Raw genomic sequence first — 21,207 nt, 5'->3', positions numbered from 1 at the left:
CACAGTTTATCAAAATAAATTAACGACTTATAATAAAACGTACATCCCGGCTCTCACTTTCTGTAATCACTCTAAGGATATAAGTATTGCTGATCTCATTCGCCAGACTAAACTGATCGCTGATCTGCAGCGAAGGAGCATATTGCCTTTTATCTACGATCCTGCCATTTACATCATATACCCATACAATAGCCTGCTGCTTCCTGTTCATCTTTATTTTGAACTGGAAGTTACCGTCATTGGGATTGGGAGACAACAGCACCGTATCGATCACATGTACCGGCAACACGTAAGAAGGACCAGCCAACGGATCATAATCTGCAATCGTCACATCCTTTTCAAGAGAATAAGTACATTGCCCAAATTGGCCAGTCATGCTTATCTTATAAGTACCAGCCTGACTAAATTTAAGAAGTGGCATGCCATCATCGTATCCCAGGAAAGTAGCACGCGGATCATAGTCCCAGGTCACTTCATCCGGAGCCGGCACACTGATCTCTTTTACGATCAGGGTGTCTAATGCATTTTTCCGCGAAGCCACCAGGAAGTTCACTTCCGGTTTGGTATTGACTGTAGCAATGTTAACATCCTGAGTAACCTTGCAGTTATTGGCATCCTGCACGGTAAGTGTATGATTGCCTTTATCAAGGGCGTTAAAGGTATTACCTGACTGCAATCCACTGTTATCAACAGCATAGGTGTAAGGAAGTGTACCACCCGTTGCGGTGGCAGTAATGATGCCTTCCGTTAATCCATCACAGATAGCAGGTGCACTATACTGTAATTGTAACTGGTTCGGCTGAGTAACAGTGTAGATAAATGAACTGGTACAATTTGTCCCATCTGTTATTTTCAACGTATAATCACCAGCAGCAACCTTTAATGGGTCCGGTGTATTCCATTCGTATTGATAGTTACCATCTCCACCTGTTACTGTAACCCGGATAGCCCCGTTAGCCTCTCCGAAACAGCTTACCGGCGTTATATCATCCACTACCACAATAGCTGGATATTGAGTGTTCAATGTTGCTGTTGTCTGTACCGCACATCCATTCGCATCTTTTGCCAGCAATGTATAACCGCCGGCGGTCAATGCATTAAATACAGGCTGAGACTGCCAGCTATCCCCATCTATACTGTAAGTATAAGGAATGGTACCACCCGCAGCAGATAAGGTAATCTTACCAGTAGGATTTGCACCACAGGTAAGGTCTTGAGTACCCGTAACCGTTAGTGCAAGCAGATCCGGTTGCTGAAGGATGACGCTTTCATTCAGCACACATCCTCTTGCATCTTTTACCTTTATGGTGTAAGTACCTGCAGGGAGACCGGTAAAATTGTTATTAGTTGTATAACCTGTATTATTTACATTGTATTCATATCCGCTGGTACCTCCACTTGTAGCGAAAGACAAACTACCGTCTGTTTGTCCGTAACAGGAAACCTGTACGCCATTGTAAGCGGATGTTGTAATCGTGTTGCTTAATGGCGCAGCAGGAGCCGTAATGCTGACAGGGTCACTTACTGATGAATAGCAGCCTGCATCATCTTTAATGCGGATCCTGTAAACACCTGCATCCAGTTGTGTGCTGCTGTTAAATGCGGTGTAATCCGTACCATTCAGTGAATACTCATTTGATAAAGTCCCTGAGCCACCATGCGATACTACCGTAAGTGAACCTTTTGTTCCATAACAGATAATATCGTTAAGGGTAATATTGTCCACCACTATAGGTGGATTGAGTGAGCTTATTGTTACTGTCAATGCTTTACTGCAGGCATTCACATCTTTTACAGATACTGTATAATCGCCGGCAGTCAGATTTCCGAATACGGGTGAAGATTGCCAGTTATTGCCGTCAATGCTGTACAGCAGATTACCGACTCCTCCATTGCCCGCAACAGTCAGCTTCCCGTTTGGATCAATAGCACATTGTACGTCCTGTTTGCTTACCAGGCTGATATCCAGTACAGCTGAAGACTGGATAAAGGTATAAGTCCCCTGGGCGATACAACCCCTTGCATCCTGTACTTTCAGGATATGATCTCCCGCATTGATCAGCTGTATTGTAGCATTATTTGAGAAGGCACCATTATCCAATGCATATGTGTAACCGCTGTAAGTACTTCCATTACCACCCGCAGGAGTGATCACCGCATAACCATTGTTACCTCCGAAGCAGGATATATTGTATCCGTTATAATCGGATAATACAGCTGTGAAAGTTACCGGCGCTGAAGGAGCTGTTATATGTGTTGTATTGGTATAATCGGCTTTGCACCCATGCCCGTCAGTTACACGGAACTGGTAATCACCGGCAGCAAGGCTGCTACCACTGGTATATGTAGCCTGGGTGGCCCAACTATTATTTGTTATCGTGTAAGTATAAATACCATCACCACCATTTGCATTCAGCGTTACGCTTCCGGTACTGCCATAACACTGAATATCACTCAGCACCAGACCAACCGCGTTTAATTGTGGGTAAGTATATGCAATATTGATAGTGGAATCTTTTGTACAGCCATTAGCATCACTGATATGCAAGGTGTAATCTCCCTGTGAAAGTCCGGAGATCAACTGATTTACCGGAACAGATCTGCCATTCAGCGTAAAGCTGTAAGGCGCTGCCCCACCGTTGATACTGGTAATAATTGTACCCGTAGAACTGCCATAACAATCAATATCAGTTTTCACAGCAGAGATCATGATAGCAGGTTGCTTCAGAGCAATAGTATGAGTTACCACACAACCTCTTCCATCTTTTACACTTACCACATATGTGCCTGCTGTAAGATGATCAAATACATTACTGGTTTGATAAACACCGCTATTCAATTTATATTGATAACCTGAATATGCGCCGCCATTACCACCGGTTGGTGTAATAGTGATGCTGCCATCTCCGGCACCAAAACAGGAGATATTGAATCCATTATAATTGGAGAGCTGAGTAGTAAAGTCCAGCGCTGCCGCAGGCAATGTAACTTTATATGTAGTGGAAGTAGTGGCAGCACAATTGTTACCATCGGTCACTTTTAATGTATAATCACCGTTAGTATACAATGCTGTTGCCGCAGTAAAACCGGTAAAGCTACTACCACCATCTGTGGAATATGCATAAGAGAGATTACCATCTCCACCTGTAGCAGTAATACTGATAGAAGCACCATCAGCAAGACAGACAGCATCATGTACGATCACATCTGAAATGTTTACAGACGCAGGATCCGTGAACGTAACCTGAGCTGAAATAACAGTACAGGCCACTGACTTATTATCAGTGATAATCACACGGTAAGTGCCGGGTTCAAGTGCTTCAATAGTATTATCAGTACTGAACCAGAAGCTGTTTCCAACCCAGGCCCCGGCTTTGTATTGCTGCCAGGTATATTTATAATCTGCAGAGCCACCGGTAACGACTGCTTTTAGTATAGCATTATTCGCTCCATTACAGGTAATATCTGTTTTTTGTAATGATACCTGCAATGGCGCTCTCTGAAATACAGTGAATGTCTGCACAACTTCATCATTACAGCCTGTTCCCTGGTTTTTAAGTGAAACGGTATAATCACCAGCCGACAACCCGGTAAACTCACCGGTTGTGTTGGTCACAGCACCTATAGTGTACTGATAACTACCGGATCCACCAGTTCCGGAAAACGCTAACCTTCCGTCATTACCACCGTTACAACTTACAGAATCTCTTGCGGTCAGCTGTAAGGAAAGCATGGATGCAGCAGTGAGTGTTCCTGTGGTAGTCCAGCCCGCACAACTGGCATAATCGGCATTGATGATCTCAACAGTATAATTACCATCTGCCAGATCATTAAACGTATAGTTATTTGCGGTAGTCAGTCCGGATGTTTTTGCCAATACAGCACCCTGATACAGGTTGTAAGTGTAGTTTACAGCAGTACCATTGGCAGTCACTCCTATGCTTCCATTTCCAGGATTCGCACAGGTGGGATTAACCGATGTTACAGCCCCTGTGATTTGTGCAGGTTGTGTTAGTGTAACACTCAATGTTTTAATAACGGAGCAGGTACCATCTCTTACCTGAATAACATAATCTCCTGCGGGCAGGTTCTGCCACAACATATTTGCAGAGGCGATATGCTGTTCAGCACTCACAGTTGTTCCTCCCGATGTATTTAAAGTAAAATAATAACCGGTACTACTACCATCTCCGCCAGCTGCTGTTACACCAATATTTCCATTAGAACCACCATAACAGGAAACATTTGTAGTTTGAGCAGTATTATTACTGATCGATAATTCCGTTAGTTGAGGTACTGTAACGGTGAAGGCCCTGATACAATTACCAATAGTCCCACCCGGACTTACCAGCCATAATGAATAAGTACCGGGAGCAATATTCGTTGCATTCACGCCATCTGATACCGGTTTAACGCCATCACTCCAGTCCACAATATCACCGCAATTGGAAGATCCAACACTAAGACCGGGATCACAGGGGCTTGATGTAGAACCCGGGCGCAGAATCCAGCGCATATTTGCATATCCGGCACTGATATCACTGCCCTGTATGGTTATTTTCCCATTGGACTGACCATAACAGGCAGGTGTGATCACAATTTTGCTCTGATCTACATTTGGTGGTGGCGGGAAGATTGTATAATAGGCAGTTGGTGTGCTATAAGGTGAGTAATAGGTTGCATCAGCATATACAGCCTTCTGTTTGCACCTGAAGCGTACGTTTTGTTGAGTGGATTGTATCTCCGGAATAACATTTTCCGGATAAAATCCACTATAATATGAATACCCGACAGAATCTATTACTTTCCAGGCAGAAGAGCCACTGATATTGTATTCCATAATGACATGCTGGGTAACATACAGATCATTCATTATCGGCCAGTTACCATTGCTGTTAAGTATTATCACCTGATTCGAGCAAAACTGACCTGAGGAAGCGGGAGAAGTAACTGTTAAGGTATTTGGAGCCGGCATTTCATAAACAAACCTTACATTTTTATCACTGCTCCATTGTTTAAGTTCTCCATAAAAAGGTATAGTGGGACCCGTCAGCCCACTACTAACGGGATAAATATCTGTAGTATTAAATTGCTCACTTGCAGTTGAAACATTGTTATTAAGTAACAACCAGAACGTTGGGATAGATGCAACACTTCCAACATATACAACTCCTGTACCTGTTGATGGCCTGAAGCTTGTGCCACCCATATATTCGCCACTGCTAAGTGATACAGAACCTGAGGAGCTCCAGCCGAAGTCTACACACACATAAAGATTCGTAGGACCAGATAATTGACCATATACTTTAGTAGTATATAGTATTGATAGCATACCCGCAATGACAATAATAACAGCATTTTTCATAATCATCAGAATGAATAAGTATAATTCAGCGTGCTTGTCAGTTCATTATATCCTGGCTGTGCACCTGTGGCACCACGTAACAACCACATTACAGAGGCGCCGATATTATGTGCCTGGTGACTTTGCTCTTTCTTTTTGGGAGAATAGTTGATGTTAAAGGCAGTGTTGAACAAAGAACTGTTCGTTACATTACTGACACCCTGTACTTCTGCTGTAGCCTTTGTTATGTTGTAGTTGGCGGATAAGCCGGTACGCAGTGTTTTCTCAAAGTATTGTTTGCTCACGTTTACTCCTGGCCCCATGAAAGTGGTATTAATAGCAGCTGCACTACTCTTGTAATAATTCACAGAACCACTTACCGATATAGCGCGTGGCTGTACATTGTATGAGTAACTCACGTTGGTAGTCAGGAATTTGCTGAGGTTAGCCACTGCATCCTGGGCACTGCTTTTATCGCTGGCATACTGGTATGAGGCATTCAGCGTGATAGCATGCTGGATTTCTTTATTACCCATGCGATACATCAGCATACCATTGCAGGTATTGTTAACCTGGTAGAAGTCGAGCGTATCCTGCGGCGTGCTGAAATAAGGATCAATCAGCGGACGAACGCGGGTAAAACTACTGAAGTTTGAATAACCGCCATTGATCACCCAATGCTCATTGGGGATGACACCCATGTTCACACTGCCTACAACACGTTTAGCATCGCTGGTCTTGCTGTGGTCCAGGTTGTTCTGTTGTACACCGGCATTAGCGGTAAGGTTCACTTTGCCTCCGAATAACTGTACAGTAGGTGAAACGGTGATATTACGCATGTCGTTTACCACATTGTATGCCCCCAGCGTGACGTAATCAGGCGCTACACGCTCATAACGCAGCTGAATGGTATAGTTATTACCCGTGTATCCCAAACCTGCCTGTACGGCGTCGAAATAGCGGGTAGTATTTGTTGGCTTTAATAAGTGACTTAATAAATTGGAAGTTCCCCTGCTGCTGTCAAAAGCATTTTTCTCTGAACGCACATCCCGGTTCAATGCAGAAACGGAATACTCTACATCCACGAATACATGCTGCATGATACTCTGACGCACATTAAATGCTACAGCCACATTCTGCCTTGGCGTGATAGTAGCATCAGCAGGAATATAGGGAATGGATTTCGGATCATCCTTTGCAGAGAATACTGCCATACTGTACACATTACCCTGATTCTCGTAGCCTACTTTCAAACCATAACCTTTTCTTTCAAATGCTGCACGGTTATAACTATCCGGTACCAATACATCAAAAGGAACTGCTTTCAGCAATGTTCCGTACATGGCAGAGATGCGCCATTTATCCGGACTTAACTCTACTCCTACTCCATTAAACTGATGACCAGCCAGTGTGTAGTTGCTAAAATTCATACTGGTAGTTCCAATATAAGCCCTGGCCCATTTATAGGAAGGGGCGAAACGGAACTGGTTAAAGGGCTGGGAATAGTTTTTCCCCTGATTGCTGTAGCTGAAAGAGAAAGGCATCGCATACCCGAACAGGTTAATGTTGATGTTCCCGTTCAGGTACCAGGCCAGTGGATCGCGCCGGCTCTCTATACCACTGGCTTTGTAAGCAGTAGTACTGGAACTGATGGAGCCACTCATTGTGACACCTTTCTTCACGCCCAGCTGATCCAGCGCCTGTGCAGCAAGTGCTACAGGCGCTATTATCAGCAAAGAAAATATAATGCTTCTTTTCATTGTTATAGGGTTAATGGCTGATGATAAAACGTACATCCCTGCTTTCGCTCTCCGTGATCACTCTCAGTATATAAGTGCTGCTGATCTCATTCGGCAGGTTAAACTGATCGCTGATCTGTAAGGAAGGCGCATACTGTCGCTTGTCTACTATCCTGCCATTGACATCGTATACCCATACAATGGCCTGTTGTTTCCTGTTCATTTTCACTTTGAACTGGAAGTTACCGTCGTTCGGATTCGGCGAAAGCATCACCGTATCAATTACATGCACCGGCGTAACATATGAAGGTCCTGCCAGCGGATCGTAATCCGCAATGGTGATATTCTTTGCCAGCGAATAAGTGCATTGTCCGAAACGGGCAGTCATGGTGATCTGATAAGTACCGGCCTTACTGAATTTAATCAGCGGCATGCTATTGTCATATCCCAGGAAGATAGCATTTGCATCATAACTCCAGGTTACTTCATCCGGAGCGGGTACACTGATTTCTTTTACGATCAGCGTATCCAGTGCATTCTTACGGGATGCCACCAGGAAGTTCACTTCAGGTTTGATATTGACAGTGCCGATGTTCAGATCATGTGCAACGATACAGCCATTGGCATCTTTCACAGTAATAGTATGACTGCCTTTATTCAGACCTGCAAACGTATTGTCAGATTGCCAGCTGCTGTTATCCGAAGCATAACTATAAGGAAGTGTACCACCGCTGGCAGTACCTGTAATCGAACCTTCTGCTAATCCGTCGCAGATGGCAGGCGCACTGTAATCCAGTTGTAATGCATCGGGCTGCGTAACGGTGTAGTTGAATGAACGTACACAGTTCTTACCATCTGTTACTTTAAGCGTGTAATTACCTGCTGGTACTTTTAACGGATCGGGGGTAGTCCACTCATATTTATAAGTACCATCGCCACCGGCTACTGTTACACGGATTGCTCCGTTTGATTCACCGAAGCAACGTACTGCTGTGATATCTTCTACAGCGCTGATTGCAGTATACAACGTGTTCACTGTTGCACTTACCTGAGCAGCACAGCCGTTCACATCTTTTGCCATCAGCGTATAACCACCCGATGTTAATGCAGTGAATACAGGTTGTGCCTGCCAGCTGTCGGCATCCAGACTATACGTATAAGGATTGGTACCACCGGCAGCAGATACAGTGATCTTACCGGTAGGGTCTGCGCCACATACAAGGTGTTGTATGCCGGTTACGGTGATAACAAGCGGAGCCGGTTGTTGTAAAGTGACACTTTCATTGATGATACAACCTCTCGCATCTTTGATCTTCACCGCATATGTGCCTGCTGTTAAATCTGTGAAACTGTTGTTAGTCGTATAAGCCGCATTATCCACACTGTAAGTATATCCCGTATAACTGCTTCCGTTACCACCTGTTGTGGCAAGAGAGAAACTACCATCTGAAAATCCGTAACAGGATACCTGTACACCATTATAAGCAGAAGGCGTAATCACCGTACTTAATGGAGCAGCAGGAGCTGTGATATTTACAGGGTTGCTTACTGCTGAATAACAGCCAACTCCATCCTTAATGCGTATAGTATATACTCCTGCATCCAGTGCAGTACTATTATTGAAAGTAATATAATCGGCGCCGTTCAGTGAATACTGACTGAATAAGGTACCGGTACCACCGTGCGACTGTATCGTGAATGAACCTTTTGTACCATAACAGATAATATCATTCAGGGTGATATTATCTATCAGTATGGGCGGGTTAAATGAATTTATCGCTACTGCCAGTGTTTTGCTACATGCATTGGCATCTTTTACGGTGATATTGTAAGTACCTGCAGTAAGGTTTTCAAAGAGAGGAGAAGCCTGCCATTTCTTACCGTCGATACTATATTGCAGACTACCTACTCCACCACTACCAGCTACGGTCAGTTTACCATTTGGATCAATGGCACATTGTACATCCTGTTTGCTAACCAGGCTGATGCCCAGATCTACAGGAGACTGTGTAAAGGTGTACGTATTTTCTGCGATACATCCTCTTGCGTCCTGTACTTTAAGAATATGAGCACCGGCATTGATCAACTGTACGGTAGCGTTATCTGTGAAAGCGCCATTATCGAATGTAAAGGTGTAACCACTATAGGTACTTCCATTACCACCGGCAGGAGTAATAACCGCATAACCATTATTACCACCTACACAGGAAACATTGTACCCGTTGTAATCAGATAATACAGCCGTGAAAGTAACAGGTGCAGCTGGTGCTGTGATATGTGCCGTGTTTGTAAAGTCCGCAGTACAACCATGACTATCCGTAACCTTAAAGCGGTAATCTCCGGCGGTCAATGCTCCACCACTTGTATAAGATGATCCATCACTGATTATGGAATAAGCATAAGTACCATCACCACCGGCTGTACTCAGTTCAACGTTACCGGTAGTACCATAACAACGGATATCATTCACAATAATATCAGCAGGTTGTAACTGCGGATACGTGTATACAATACTGATAGTTGAATCTTTGGAGCAACCATTTGCATCGCTGATATGCAGCGTATAATCACCCTGCGCCAGATTGGATATCAACTGATCCACTGCAACAGATCTTCCATTGATGGTAAGACTGTAAGGAGCAGCTCCCCCATTGATACTGGTAATGATCGTACCGGTAGCGCTGCCATAACAATCAATATCTGTTTTTACAGCAGAGATCATGATAGCAGGTTGATGCAGAACAACAGTATGAGATACCACACATCCCCTGCCGTCTTTTACACTTACGGTATAAGTTCCTGCAACGAGATGATCAAAAACACCGGAAGATTGATATGTACCATCGTCCAGTTTATACTCATAACCTGTGTAAGCGCCACCATTACCACCGGTTGGCGTAATAGTGATACTACCGTCTCCGGCACCAAGGCAGGAGATATTAAATCCATTATAAGTGGATAATTGTGTAGTAAAGTCCAGCGCTGCAGGTGGCAGTATCACTGAATATGTATGATCAGCATCAGCGCGGCAACCATTGCCGTCTGTTACTTTTAATGTATAATCAGCAGTAGTATATAATGGGGTGGTAGCAGTAAAATCAGTATAAGTAGTACCCCCATCTGTAGAGTAGGCATAAGTAAGATTACCATCTCCACCGGCAGCAGTGATGCTGATAGAAGTGCCTGCATCCAGACACACCGCATCGTGTACGGTGACGTCTGATATTACTACCAGCTCAGGATCTATGAGCGTAACTTCATCAGAAGTAATGCTACATCCTGTTGCTTTATTATCATCAATAATGACACGGTAAGTACCGGGTTCCAATCCTTCAATCAACTTATCTGTGCTAAACCAGAATGGACTGCCTTCCCAGGTGCCATTCTTTAATTGCTGCCAGGTATACTTCCAGGAACCGGAACCACCTGTTACATTTGCCTGTAGTTTTCCATTTACAGCACCACGGCAGGTAATGCCTGTTGGTGCAATAGCTACCTGTAAAGCAGCACGCTGGAATACTGTAAAAGTAGCATCCTGACTATCATTACAAGTCTGTGCCTTGTTCTGTACAGTAACACTGTAAGTACCTGCTGCAAGCGATTTGAATTCACCGGTATTATTATCAATATTGCCACCTGTAAAACCGAAGCGATAATTGCCCGTGCCACCTGTGGCTGTTAGCAACAAACGTCCGTCATTACCTCCATTACAGCTTACAGAATCACGCTCAGCCAGCTGCAAAGCCAAAAGCGTTACAGCATTCAATGTCTGAAGGCCGGTCCAGCCAACACAATCAGGATAGTCCGGATTGATGATTTCTGCTTTATAATCTCCCCCATCCAGTCCGCTGAATGTATAACTATGATCAGTGACAACTGGAGAGTATTGTACTTTAACATTGTTCTTATAAAGATTGTAGAGGAAATTAGTACCACCGCCAGTAGCCGTTACAGTGATACTTCCATTTGCAGGGCCAAGACAATCAGGTTGCCCGGGTGCTGTACTACCACCAATTTGCGGTGGTTGTTTCACTTCAACATCAGCTACTTTGATATCAGAACAGGTACCATCATGCATGTATGCTTTATAGACACCTGCCGGCAGGTTTTCCCATAACATAGTATTCGAAGAAGCCCGTTGTTCTGCACGGATTACCTGATCAGTGCTACTTTTGAGGGTAAAATAATAACCGGTATTCGTACCGTTACCACCGCTGGCACTTACATTTATTTTACCATCGCCCATGCCAAAGCAACTCGCATCTGTTATCTGGCCGGGTGTTATCTTTAATTCCTGTAATTCATCGATATGTACGCTGATAGGTGTGTAACAGTTACCTGCGTCAGTACCGGGATTCAGTATCCATAAAGAATAATCACCGGGAGCTAATCCTCCTATATTAATAGCATTTCCTTTCGGTACGGAGCCATTACTCCAGTCCACATCACCACAGTCGGAAGAACCGGTAGATAAACCAGGATCACAGGGGCTGCTATTATTAGCGCCTTTCCTCAATATCCAGCGGATATTGTCGAAACTGCTGGAGATAGCGCCAGCCGGCAAAGCAACCACCCCGTTATTCTGATGATAACAGGAAGGCGTTGTTGTTGTCTGAAAGGAATTTACAGTAGGCGGCGCAGGCTGGAACGTATATGCCACTTCCTGTGAGTAACCACTTTCCAAACCGTCTGTACTGTTAGCTTTCACCCTGAAATAAGCATTCGTGGTTGACGTAATAGGTGTGGGAAATATAGCATTTTGTGGTATAAAATTCCCGAAGGGATCTGTATTAGCATTTGTAATTGTCAGGTTATGCCAGGTATGTGTGTATACCTGGTCAGGATAATCACAATCATTACCCGGTACCCAGTCTGTAGTAGTATATGGGATTCCATCCTGCCCTTCTGTAGTAGTGGTTTCATAATGGCCACATTGTCCCGTATAAGGATCATAATCATTACAGAAACATTTATCAGGATTAGGAATTAAATAATCTTCATTCTGTACGGCATACTGCCATACATAACGCAGACCGCTGGCATTAGGTGATACACTTGTGGAGAGTTTTACATTTGAACTGGAGCAAAAGGTATTGTTGCTGGCAGAGGTACCTTCTGTCATCCACGGTGAGCCAGGCGTGGGAACCGGTACTCTGACACTCAGCTCTGCATATGCCCATGTGCTGCCATCCCAGGTGGTCATACGTCCCATCGGAACGAATACACCTGGAGCAAGAGAAGCCGGATCAATGGTTAGTTCTGTGCTTTTCTCATGCGTATCCGGGCGTCTGAATGTTATACCTGATACTCCCTGTGCCGTACAATCATCACTGCCTTCCTTTCTTTCATCATGGGTAACCAGGATGAGGGTAAATGGCTGATAAGAAGTTGTGTATGTAGAAAATAAGACATTCTCATTCGATTCAAAATTCTCATCTCTTTTAATACAATACTGCCCCTGAATATACATAGGGTAGTTATTCCAGACATTCCTGTAGAAACGGAACCTGGAGCCATAGGAATTACCGTCAGTATAGTTTGTACCAAGGCGGGTCACCTTCACTTCCACGCTCATGTATTGGGCATTAACAGCGAAATGGATGCAGATAAAAAACAATATGGATAAAAATTTCTTCATAGGTTAAGGGCTTTATGAGATTAAAACCTCAATTCTACTACCTTGCTCATCTCCGATTTTACATCACCTTTCAGCACGGCAGTTATTTTATATTTATAGATGTTTCCAAGGATGACTTCTTCGTCTTCCCATTTGCTGACACTACCATTGAGCGTAGTGTACAACAGGAAAGGCGTATCGTTCTTTGCGCGGTAAATGCGGTATTGTTTTACACCAGCCAGTTTATACTCCCATTGCAGACGGATAGCCTTCTTCTCTTTGTCCAGCTCTCCTTTCCACTCGTCAATAGATGGACGCATACCTGTTTCAAACCAGATATCTCCGCTGAGTTCTTTCGCACTGTTGCCAGAATCATCAGCTACTATCAGTTCATAGTAGTAAGTATTTCCGGGTTCTACTTTTGTATCCATGTAACGCTGACGGTGATCAGTTGTATCCCATTCAGCGATATCTGCTTTCATGCTATCCTTTACATTGATCCTTCTCAGTTTATATTTCACAACATCTTCACTGCTGCTATTACGCCATTCCAGTATAATGGCTTTTAAACTATCAGAACGGAATGCCTGTGATATAACCGGTGCGGAAGGAGCAATCGTATCCGGTCTTTTCAGCATGATAGATGCTGTATAGTCTGATGTGTTATAGTTCTTATCTACAGCGATGATTTTGTAAAACACTTTGGAAGTAAGCGTATGCAGGGTGATGGTATCCTTAAATGCATTCGTGGATAAAATCTCTCTGGTTACTTCCATGAATTCTTCCTTTGCACTATTGCCACGGAATACACGGTATCCCCTGAGATCCTGTTCTGTATTATTCGTCCATTGCAGACGTACGATACCGGTTGAATCTACTTTTCCTGCCAGTCCTATTGGCATGGCAGGTGGAATTGTATCTATGATCTGTGCAAAGTAGGGGAAGGAATATACTGCTTTCCCGCTCTTCGTAATTCCTTTGATACGATAGTAGTTTGTAGCCAATGGCTTTTCATCTACATAATCATACACAGGCTTTTTAAATTCTGCTACCGGTAAGAAAGGGCCTTTACCATTATTACCACGGGTGATAATGATCTTTGCTAACTGCTGTGGCAACTTACCTGGCAGCATCCAGCGTAAAGCGATCTTTTTATTATCTATTACGATGATAGTATCCATTACAGGCCGGTCTGCTACAGATACAACTCCGATACCTTCTACGGTTTGCGAATAAGGACCATATTCTCCGAATGGAGTGATACCACGTACACGATAATAATACCTGTTGTCATTATCGGGCAGGGAGTCCTGGTAATAAGAGAATCCGCCCTTATCAGGAGCTGTAGGAATGATAGGCAGATCAGTAACTGGTTTGAATGATTTACCATCAGTAGAACGTTCTACCATGTAAGTGCTGTACATACTGCGACTGAAGTTTGTCAGCCAGCCTAATGTAGCAGTACTATCTGCACAAACGATCGCCAGTTCCTGCGGACGGGCCAGCAATGCCGGTTCATCCACAGAAGCCACTACGATTGCCGTATCAATGACAAGGTTTTTAGGTTGTTGGGCAAGAGCAATCCGGTATACGTACCGTTCTCCTTTTTTCACATTGTTATCCTGCAGGAACAGACCCGCAGTTTTTGCAACATCTACGGAGACATCACAGGAAAGCAGGGCCATTCCCATACGCCATTCCAGTTTGTTTTGGCCTTCGAAGTAAGCACCGATCCCATTCTCCGGTTTCACTTTTTCAGGCGCTTCACCATAGATCAGTTCTGCGATCACTGCAATTTGCTCATTCTTCTCTGCAGCCTTTTCCATTTCCTGCAGGGTATACGGTTTTAAAGGTTGAGGAGTCAGTAATAATGGCTGGGGATGAGGTACCAGTTCTCCATTAATAGCAATGGTAAAACGCTCTACGTTATAACCGTATTTATTCCCCATTTCCCATACGATAGTACTGGCCGGTGACCAGCGCAGACGGATTTTATCCGGATGAGCGTCTGCCAGTCCAACAATGCGGTGTTCACTCTGCCCTTGCGCAAACTGGCAGAATAAGAATAATTGTCCAAATAACAAACAGGCACTTAATATGCGATGCATACACTTACAATTTATAATAGATGCTACGGGTAATTGACGATGTAATATTATTGCTGCCAGGCAGGCGGTAACTCATTTCCACCGGATAATACTGATTTCCATCGAGGTCCGGATAAGTAGACGTGAGTAAGCGGGTAATGCCTGGTGAAGCTGATCCCCCATTGAGATACACACGGTTTGCTTTATTCAGCAACTCATGGTAATCATCATTGGCAACAAATGATACGTAATACATAAAGCGGCAGCGGCCAGGTTTGCTTAATGCAATGCCATCACTCACAGCAGCATCTTCCAACTGGTACAGGGTGTAATCATTATTGTACAGGCGGATCGCATCCAGCGGTGGAATACCACCTGTTACTGTCTGATCGCGGGTAATAGTAACAGCAGGGTTAAAAGGATAACCATTGTACAGCAAAGGCATCAGTTTATTCTGCAGCCAGCTGTTATTGCTACCTGCTTTCAGAGCGATCAATGGTTTTACGGCAAAGGATGCGTCTCCCTGAATTTCAAACTTATCGAAGGTCTCCTCTGCTTCAAAACGCTGACCGATTACACTGACATAATTAGTAGCCACATCAAACAGATCGCGGGGATCAGACATGGCACTCATTTTCTCTATGAAGGTGTTATACTTGCTGGTACGGAAACTATATCCTATTACTTCTTTGCTTACACCGGATGTAGCATTACCTTTCAAAGATGTATTGCCGATGCTGGTCGTATCACCATCTTCAGTAACGGTTTCGTTCCTGTTTACTGTGACGTTATTGGCGGCTAGTTCTCCATCACCGGAAGTACGCATGATACTGAAAGTATAGACTGCTTCTTTGGTCATATTGGCAGGGATATCGAAGTTCACCTGGGCCACGCTTTCATCATACTGAACAGGAGTAGTTCCATTATTTAATGTTGCCGTTACTTTCCATTTCTTACCACTGTTATCTACGGAAGCAAACAGATATGGTTGTCCGCGTTTGAGTTTAATATAACCCTTACCATATTCTTTAGGATAGAAGTTATACTGTCTCTTCATCGGATAAGCATAAGCTACGTTCTCCCATGGAATATTATCAGGGGCATCGCCGGTACTGAATGCCGCAGATTTTGTTTCATAGTCGATAGCTTTGGTAGAATAGTTGATCAGTGCATCCCAGTTACCACCATTCTGTTTTTCGATATGTACTTTAGTAGAAGCTGTTAAGCTGCTCTGTGGCGGTAAGATATCACGCAGGGTAAGAGAAGCAGATAACCCATCATCACTTACTTCTGTTGTTCCTTTTATTTCTGCATTATTGTTCAGCAGTTTTACTTCATCCAGTTTTATACGGTAGGTAGCTACTTCATCATATTCATTTAACATGGAGAAAGCTTTTGCTACCGGCATATTAAAGGCTACCTGTGGTGTAGCGAATACGCTTACATCACTGGATTTATCATCTGGTTTAATATCGCTGATCACCTGGATATCCAGTTCTTTTGCACCCATGATCTCACACTGGGTCCCCAACTCTATTTTGATATTTGCTTTTCCTTTTACCAATCCGCCCATTACAGAATATTTCACACCTACCATACCACGGAACCAGGCAGGATTAGGCAGTTTTGCCTGTAAGAGTACGGCCGCCGATAATTTAGCAATAGAGAAACCTCTTTTCTTTCCGAATACTTTCACACGGATACCTACATCTCCTTTAAGATAAACGTAAGCCTGACCGGAAGCATACCAGCCATTAAAACCAATGACACTGCCACTACCTTTACACCTTGCTTCGCCATAGTTACGTAAGAGTATATCTGCCCCTGCTCCCAGTGCAAATTCTCCATACACACCATAGTCAAAGGAGAAGCTTGTTTTAAAGTGTACGCCGAAGCCAAACCCTCTACCGGTGCTCATGGTATTTTCCATGGCCATGAAATCGGTATTGACATCATCGAACACTTCACTTACTTCAGCAGGCACCTGCGGCATATCTTCCACATGCGTACCCATCATGAAGTAAGACTTGATCTCTGCCAGACCCATCACCGATAACCCGAACATTTCCGAAGGGCGGCCAATGTAGAACCACCAGTCGTCCGGTGCAATGTGCAGTGCCGATTCACCTACCAGTCCGCGTTCATGAATACCCGTTACAACACCCGCTATATTCACGTATGTTTTAGCGCTGGCATCAAAAGTATTATTGACGTTATCAAATCTCATTTTAAACTGCACCCATAGTGGCGCACCATCATCCCCTTTCGTCTCTTCCTTTTTCACAGCCTTTATCGGCAGATGCATCACATAACCCGCCCCATCGAACTGCGCGTAACGGAAGCCTCCATCTATACCGAATTGTACTTCCAGGCCCACGTTCACATTGACAACCATCTGCTGCACAAGTGCCAGCGATACCCCACCCATGAAACCAAGTCCGGCCTCTTTGGAAGGAATATACTGGAACACCTCACTCAGCTCCTTCATACCTCCCTTCTGATCTATAGCGTTTCTTGACTCATACGGGTCGAATTGCGCGGGTCTCTCCATATGGTAAGACATTCCACCCATCAGACCTGTAATCTGCAACATAGGAGGTATAGGAATGGTAACGCCGATGTAGGCGTCCACATGCCAGTAACGGTAATCGTCTTTGGAACCAAAATAAGCAGTGGCTTTTGCTTTGGGAATAGGACCGGGAATCGTGAATTCCAGGAAGCCCCGGAAGCCATTGCCATATACAGGATGATTGTCGAAAATGGTAAGCTGTCCGTTCATCTGGAAAGCCATCACTTTCACCATCAGTGTAATATCGTTGATCGTTACTTTGTCCAGTTTCCAGTGGGTACTTGTTTTCTCTATCTGCTGGCCATTTACGGTAACAGTTTCTTTGCTTTCTTCCTGTGCAGCGGTAACCACAAAAGAAGTGCTGCCACCAAAACCTTTGTCGCTGGAGTTCATGAAGTTGAGCCTCACAGTAGCGCCTATAGCAACTTTCCCTTCGGAGATACCTATCTGTAGGCTGTCGAAGCCTATAGGAAAACCACCCATTTTTTTGTCACCGGTGGTTGCAAAGCTGAATACACCACTGTGTACGTAAGGTTTCTTTGTAGAAAGTACCAGATTCTGAAACGATACTCCCTCTATATTCAACAGACTTTTCTTCAGGTTTACTTTCCCGTTGAGGGTAGCCATAGGAATGAAGTCTGTTGCTGTTTTAGATATCTGGATACGGGAATCTTTATTAAGGATAATCTCGCCGGCAAAGAAGGAGAATTTCTTCTCAGCGGTGAGCTGTAATCCGAAGGTATAATAGGTATCATCACCCCGCATATTGATAGTAGCATCATAGGCTAAAGGATCATCTCCCAGGAAACCTATCCGCATCATTCCTCCCAGGGTACCGCCATTCAGTTTATTCTTACTGAAGCTAAGTCCTACTTTATCAATGGATAAAGGCCAGCCTCCTGCGCTGGCATCACCCAGTTTCACAATATTCTCAGCGGTCAAAGCACCGCTGATCCCCTGATCATCTATAATGAAATTACGGACCGTTACTTTTGGACGGCCCTCTTTGGATGCAAGTTGCTGTGGTAATCCTACTTCCAGTTCCTGCAGATAAAATCCTCTCCAGAACAGCGGACTGCCAGGATCCGACAGCATATCGCCAGTGACGGTAAGACCTGCAGGGTTTTCAATATCACTCAGATCCACTGCTGCATTCTTCACTTTGAAACTGAAATCGTTCAAACCGTGAATATGAAAAGCAGGAATATCAACGGTACTCATGATGTTATTCAAATCATGTACATTGACATTCAGCTGAGCTGTTAATTTGGATATTTTAGGATCTTCAGGCTGTAACCAGGAGCTGTCGAATACAAAGTTCCCATGCAGATTAGCATCTTTAAAACCGTTACAGTCCCATTCAACAAAGTTGCTGCCATCGCCTGGGAAAACAAGGTCAAGGTGCTCATTCAACCCTATCTCTTTATCCTTTAGCAGAACTAACTTTGTAGAGGCAGATGCCGCGATACCTCCGGGGGTAAATGCGATATTCTTTCCACCAAAAATCAGATCACTTTGTGTACCGGGAAAAGTAAAGCGGAAGTAAGCGCTGAAGTAGGCACCGGTAGTAGTGACACGGGCGCTGTCGATAGCTATTACATACACTTTCCCATTGATTTCCCTGACTAGTCCCACAGGCAGAGTACCGAGGTTTTCATTACTCAGGAAATTAACGAAACTGCCTTTTTCTTTGATTTTATTGAATACTCCTTCGACATAACTTTCTATGCCTGTATTTTTGGAAGTATCTGTATCTGAAACAGCATAACAAAACTGGCTGACAGATAGAAAAAGGATTATTAAAACTTGTCTCCAAACAATTTTTGGGCTGTGGTTAAGCATTCTATAGGTTATAGGTATATAATAATGTTATAGGGGTCACATATATTTAAGTAAATATATATAGATTTTAATAATAAAAATAAAATAATATCTGTCTTTTGACGTTGTCTTTCAAATTATCTTGATAATAAACAACTTATCTTTGAAGCCTTTGCAAAAAAAAAGTACATACAACCCTTTTGAGGCTTTAACGCCGGACAGGATTCAGCAATTGATCCAGCTGAAAGATTATTTCCTGGTGGTACAGCGGTTTCAATGGGTGGGGTTAATTGCCGGTACAGGCTTCATGGCCACTTATTATAGTGATGAAGATGCTGCGAATGAACATCAGCGGCATTTGGTAAATTACTCGGGCAAATTAGTAGACCTTCGTGATCCTGTTCAAAGAGACAAGTTACTGGAGTTGTTTGAACCTGGCTCTCCTTATGTGTTGTATATTAATACATTAAAGGATAAAGACTGGGCAAAAAAAATGACAACAGCCTATGCTGATAAAATACGCAGTTATATCAAAACCTCCGGGAGAATAAAAGTAAACCGTGATGATGGTATTGATATAGATTTCAATCTGAAATTTGGTAATGTAATAGCGGTGATCCGTTCCGGTGAGCAACAAATGGAAGTCCCTTTTTATGAACTTATAAAATAACCTTTGATGTGCTACGACATCTGTTTTCATACTAATATACTGCTGACTACCGAAGCCTTTCCTGCACTGATCATAGATGCAACACTTGATAATGAATCTCTTGTGCATGTGGAAGGACACCGTTTACCATCCTTTTATACGATCTATACCAATGATAATACGCCCCGCCTTACTACAATGGAATGGGGTGTAGATCCTCTCTATATCAGTGATCCTAAAGAAAGACTGAGTCGTCGTGCCGGTATGTTAAATGCACGTAGTGAAAGGATCCTTGATGATCATAAATCGTATTGGTACAGGATAAAAGATAACCGCTGCCTGATCCCTGTTACAGGGATTTACGAACACAGACAGATTAACGGCTGGAAGAATAAAGTACCTTATCTGATTTATGTACAGGATGCCCCTGTTTTTTATATTCCGGGTCTTTATCAGTTAAGAGATGAAGTAGATACTACTACCGGAGAGATTGTACGTTCCGGTACTTATACCGTGATTACCCGCCCGGCGAATACACTGATGGGCAATATTCATAACAGCGGAGATAATAAACACCGCATGCCCCTTTTTATAACACCTGATATTGCGCAGCAATGGATTGATCCATCCCTATCAGCTACGGGTGTACGTGAAATATTAAACTATGAAATGCCTTCAGAGCAGTTAGCGTATAAGACAGTGTATACTATTCGCGGAGGAAAAACAAGACCTGATAATAAAGAGAAAGATGCAACCTGGGAGTGGCCGAACCTGCCACCGTTGGGGAATGATAATCCACTCAATTCAGTTTCACAGCAAAGTTTGTTCTAAATAGGGTTGCCAGATGTTGTTGATCATAAATACACTGGATCTGACTGTTTAGTTCTCTGATGTAGCTTTGGAATATGGGTGCAGGATTTGTTTTTCAATTTAACTTCACCTAATATTCACGTCAGATAAGGTGTATTTATGATCAACAACACCTGGCGTGAAGATTATGCAGAAGAACAACTCATCCTGATTCGGATAACCGGGCCAGTTCTTCATCTGAGAAGATGCGGGAGCGAATATGGAACCTTACTCCCAATGGAATTTCCAGGGAGAAGCTGCTGCCTCTCCCCGGAATAACATCCAATGTCAGTTGTGTATGCTTCCAGTATTCAAACTGGTCTCCGGCCATATAGAATTTACAGCCGGCGATCTCTCCCAGGCACACATCACTTTGCCCGGTTTTAAACTCACCTTCTGTAAAACACATGGGCTGGGAACCATCACAACAGCCACCGCTCTGATGGAACATTAAGTTTCCATGCTGCAATTTTAGTTTCTCTATCAGCTCAATGGCGGCTTCTGTCGCTAAAATCCTGTCTGGCATATCGTC

8 protein-coding genes are annotated in these 21,207 nt (G+C 43.7%); 2 read left to right on the top strand and 6 right to left on the bottom strand.

Annotated elements, in window-relative coordinates; all coding sequences use genetic code 11:
* Positions 1-19 precede the first annotated feature (19 nt).
* The 5 genes from BMW86_RS25215 to BMW86_RS25195 are packed head-to-tail and all read right to left on the bottom strand — an operon-like array spanning position 20 to position 19,198.
* The gene (locus tag BMW86_RS25215) at positions 20-5,365 is read right to left on the bottom strand and encodes a T9SS type A sorting domain-containing protein (protein ID WP_177189384.1); all 5,346 of its coding nucleotides are present in this window, start codon (positions 5,363-5,365) and stop codon (positions 20-22) included.
* A gap of 5 nt (positions 5,366-5,370) precedes the next feature.
* Positions 5,371-7,104 (bottom strand): hypothetical protein, encoded by a 1,734-nt coding sequence (locus BMW86_RS25210; protein WP_143056687.1) that lies wholly within the window; start codon positions 7,102-7,104, stop codon positions 5,371-5,373.
* A gap of 10 nt (positions 7,105-7,114) precedes the next feature.
* Positions 7,115-12,721 carry a T9SS type A sorting domain-containing protein gene (locus BMW86_RS25205; protein ID WP_089785216.1) on the bottom strand — a complete coding sequence of 1,869 codons (5,607 nt, stop codon included), beginning with the start codon at positions 12,719-12,721 and terminating at the stop codon, positions 7,115-7,117.
* Between the two features lie 20 nt (positions 12,722-12,741).
* Positions 12,742-14,808 carry a fibronectin type III domain-containing protein gene (locus BMW86_RS25200; protein ID WP_089785214.1) on the bottom strand — a complete coding sequence of 689 codons (2,067 nt, stop codon included), beginning with the start codon at positions 14,806-14,808 and terminating at the stop codon, positions 12,742-12,744.
* A gap of 4 nt (positions 14,809-14,812) precedes the next feature.
* The gene (locus BMW86_RS25195) at positions 14,813-19,198 is read right to left on the bottom strand and encodes a hypothetical protein (RefSeq protein WP_089785212.1); all 4,386 of its coding nucleotides are present in this window, start codon (positions 19,196-19,198) and stop codon (positions 14,813-14,815) included.
* A gap of 142 nt (positions 19,199-19,340) precedes the next feature.
* On the opposite strand from BMW86_RS25195, the gene BMW86_RS25190 reads away from it, so the two are divergent.
* Positions 19,341-19,847, top strand: coding sequence for a hypothetical protein (locus BMW86_RS25190; RefSeq protein ID WP_089785210.1), 507 nt, complete (start codon positions 19,341-19,343; stop codon positions 19,845-19,847).
* A gap of 6 nt (positions 19,848-19,853) precedes the next feature.
* The gene (locus BMW86_RS25185) at positions 19,854-20,657 is read left to right on the top strand and encodes an SOS response-associated peptidase (protein ID WP_089785208.1); all 804 of its coding nucleotides are present in this window, start codon (positions 19,854-19,856) and stop codon (positions 20,655-20,657) included.
* Between the two features lie 181 nt (positions 20,658-20,838).
* Here BMW86_RS25185 and BMW86_RS25180 read toward each other — a convergent pair whose 3' ends face one another.
* A complete protein-coding gene (locus tag BMW86_RS25180) occupies positions 20,839-21,201 on the bottom strand; it encodes a DUF779 domain-containing protein (protein ID WP_089785205.1) in 363 nt (120 codons plus the stop codon).
* Between the last annotated feature and the right edge of the window lie 6 nt (positions 21,202-21,207).

The sequence above is a fragment of the Chitinophaga sp. YR573 genome (genome assembly GCF_900110995.1).
GTDB lineage: Bacteria > Bacteroidota > Bacteroidia > Chitinophagales > Chitinophagaceae > Chitinophaga.
The sequence above is the reverse complement of the archived record's forward strand: the minus strand, read 5'-3'. Positions and strand labels throughout refer to the sequence as shown.

What these genes read in the sequence shown, in the direction of transcription:
- BMW86_RS25215 (WP_177189384.1), bottom strand. Translation starts at nt 5,365, where the DNA reads ATGAAAAATGCTGTTATTATTGTCATTGCGGGTATGCTATCAATACTA.
- BMW86_RS25210 (WP_143056687.1), bottom strand. Translation starts at nt 7,104, where the DNA reads ATGAAAAGAAGCATTATATTTTCTTTGCTGATAATAGCGCCTGTAGCA.
- BMW86_RS25205 (WP_089785216.1), bottom strand. Translation starts at nt 12,721, where the DNA reads ATGAAGAAATTTTTATCCATATTGTTTTTTATCTGCATCCATTTCGCT.
- BMW86_RS25200 (WP_089785214.1), bottom strand. Translation starts at nt 14,808, where the DNA reads ATGCATCGCATATTAAGTGCCTGTTTGTTATTTGGACAATTATTCTTA.
- BMW86_RS25195 (WP_089785212.1), bottom strand. Translation starts at nt 19,198, where the DNA reads ATGCTTAACCACAGCCCAAAAATTGTTTGGAGACAAGTTTTAATAATC.
- BMW86_RS25185 (WP_089785208.1), top strand. Translation starts at nt 19,854, where the DNA reads ATGTGCTACGACATCTGTTTTCATACTAATATACTGCTGACTACCGAA.
- BMW86_RS25180 (WP_089785205.1), bottom strand. Translation starts at nt 21,201, where the DNA reads ATGCCAGACAGGATTTTAGCGACAGAAGCCGCCATTGAGCTGATAGAG.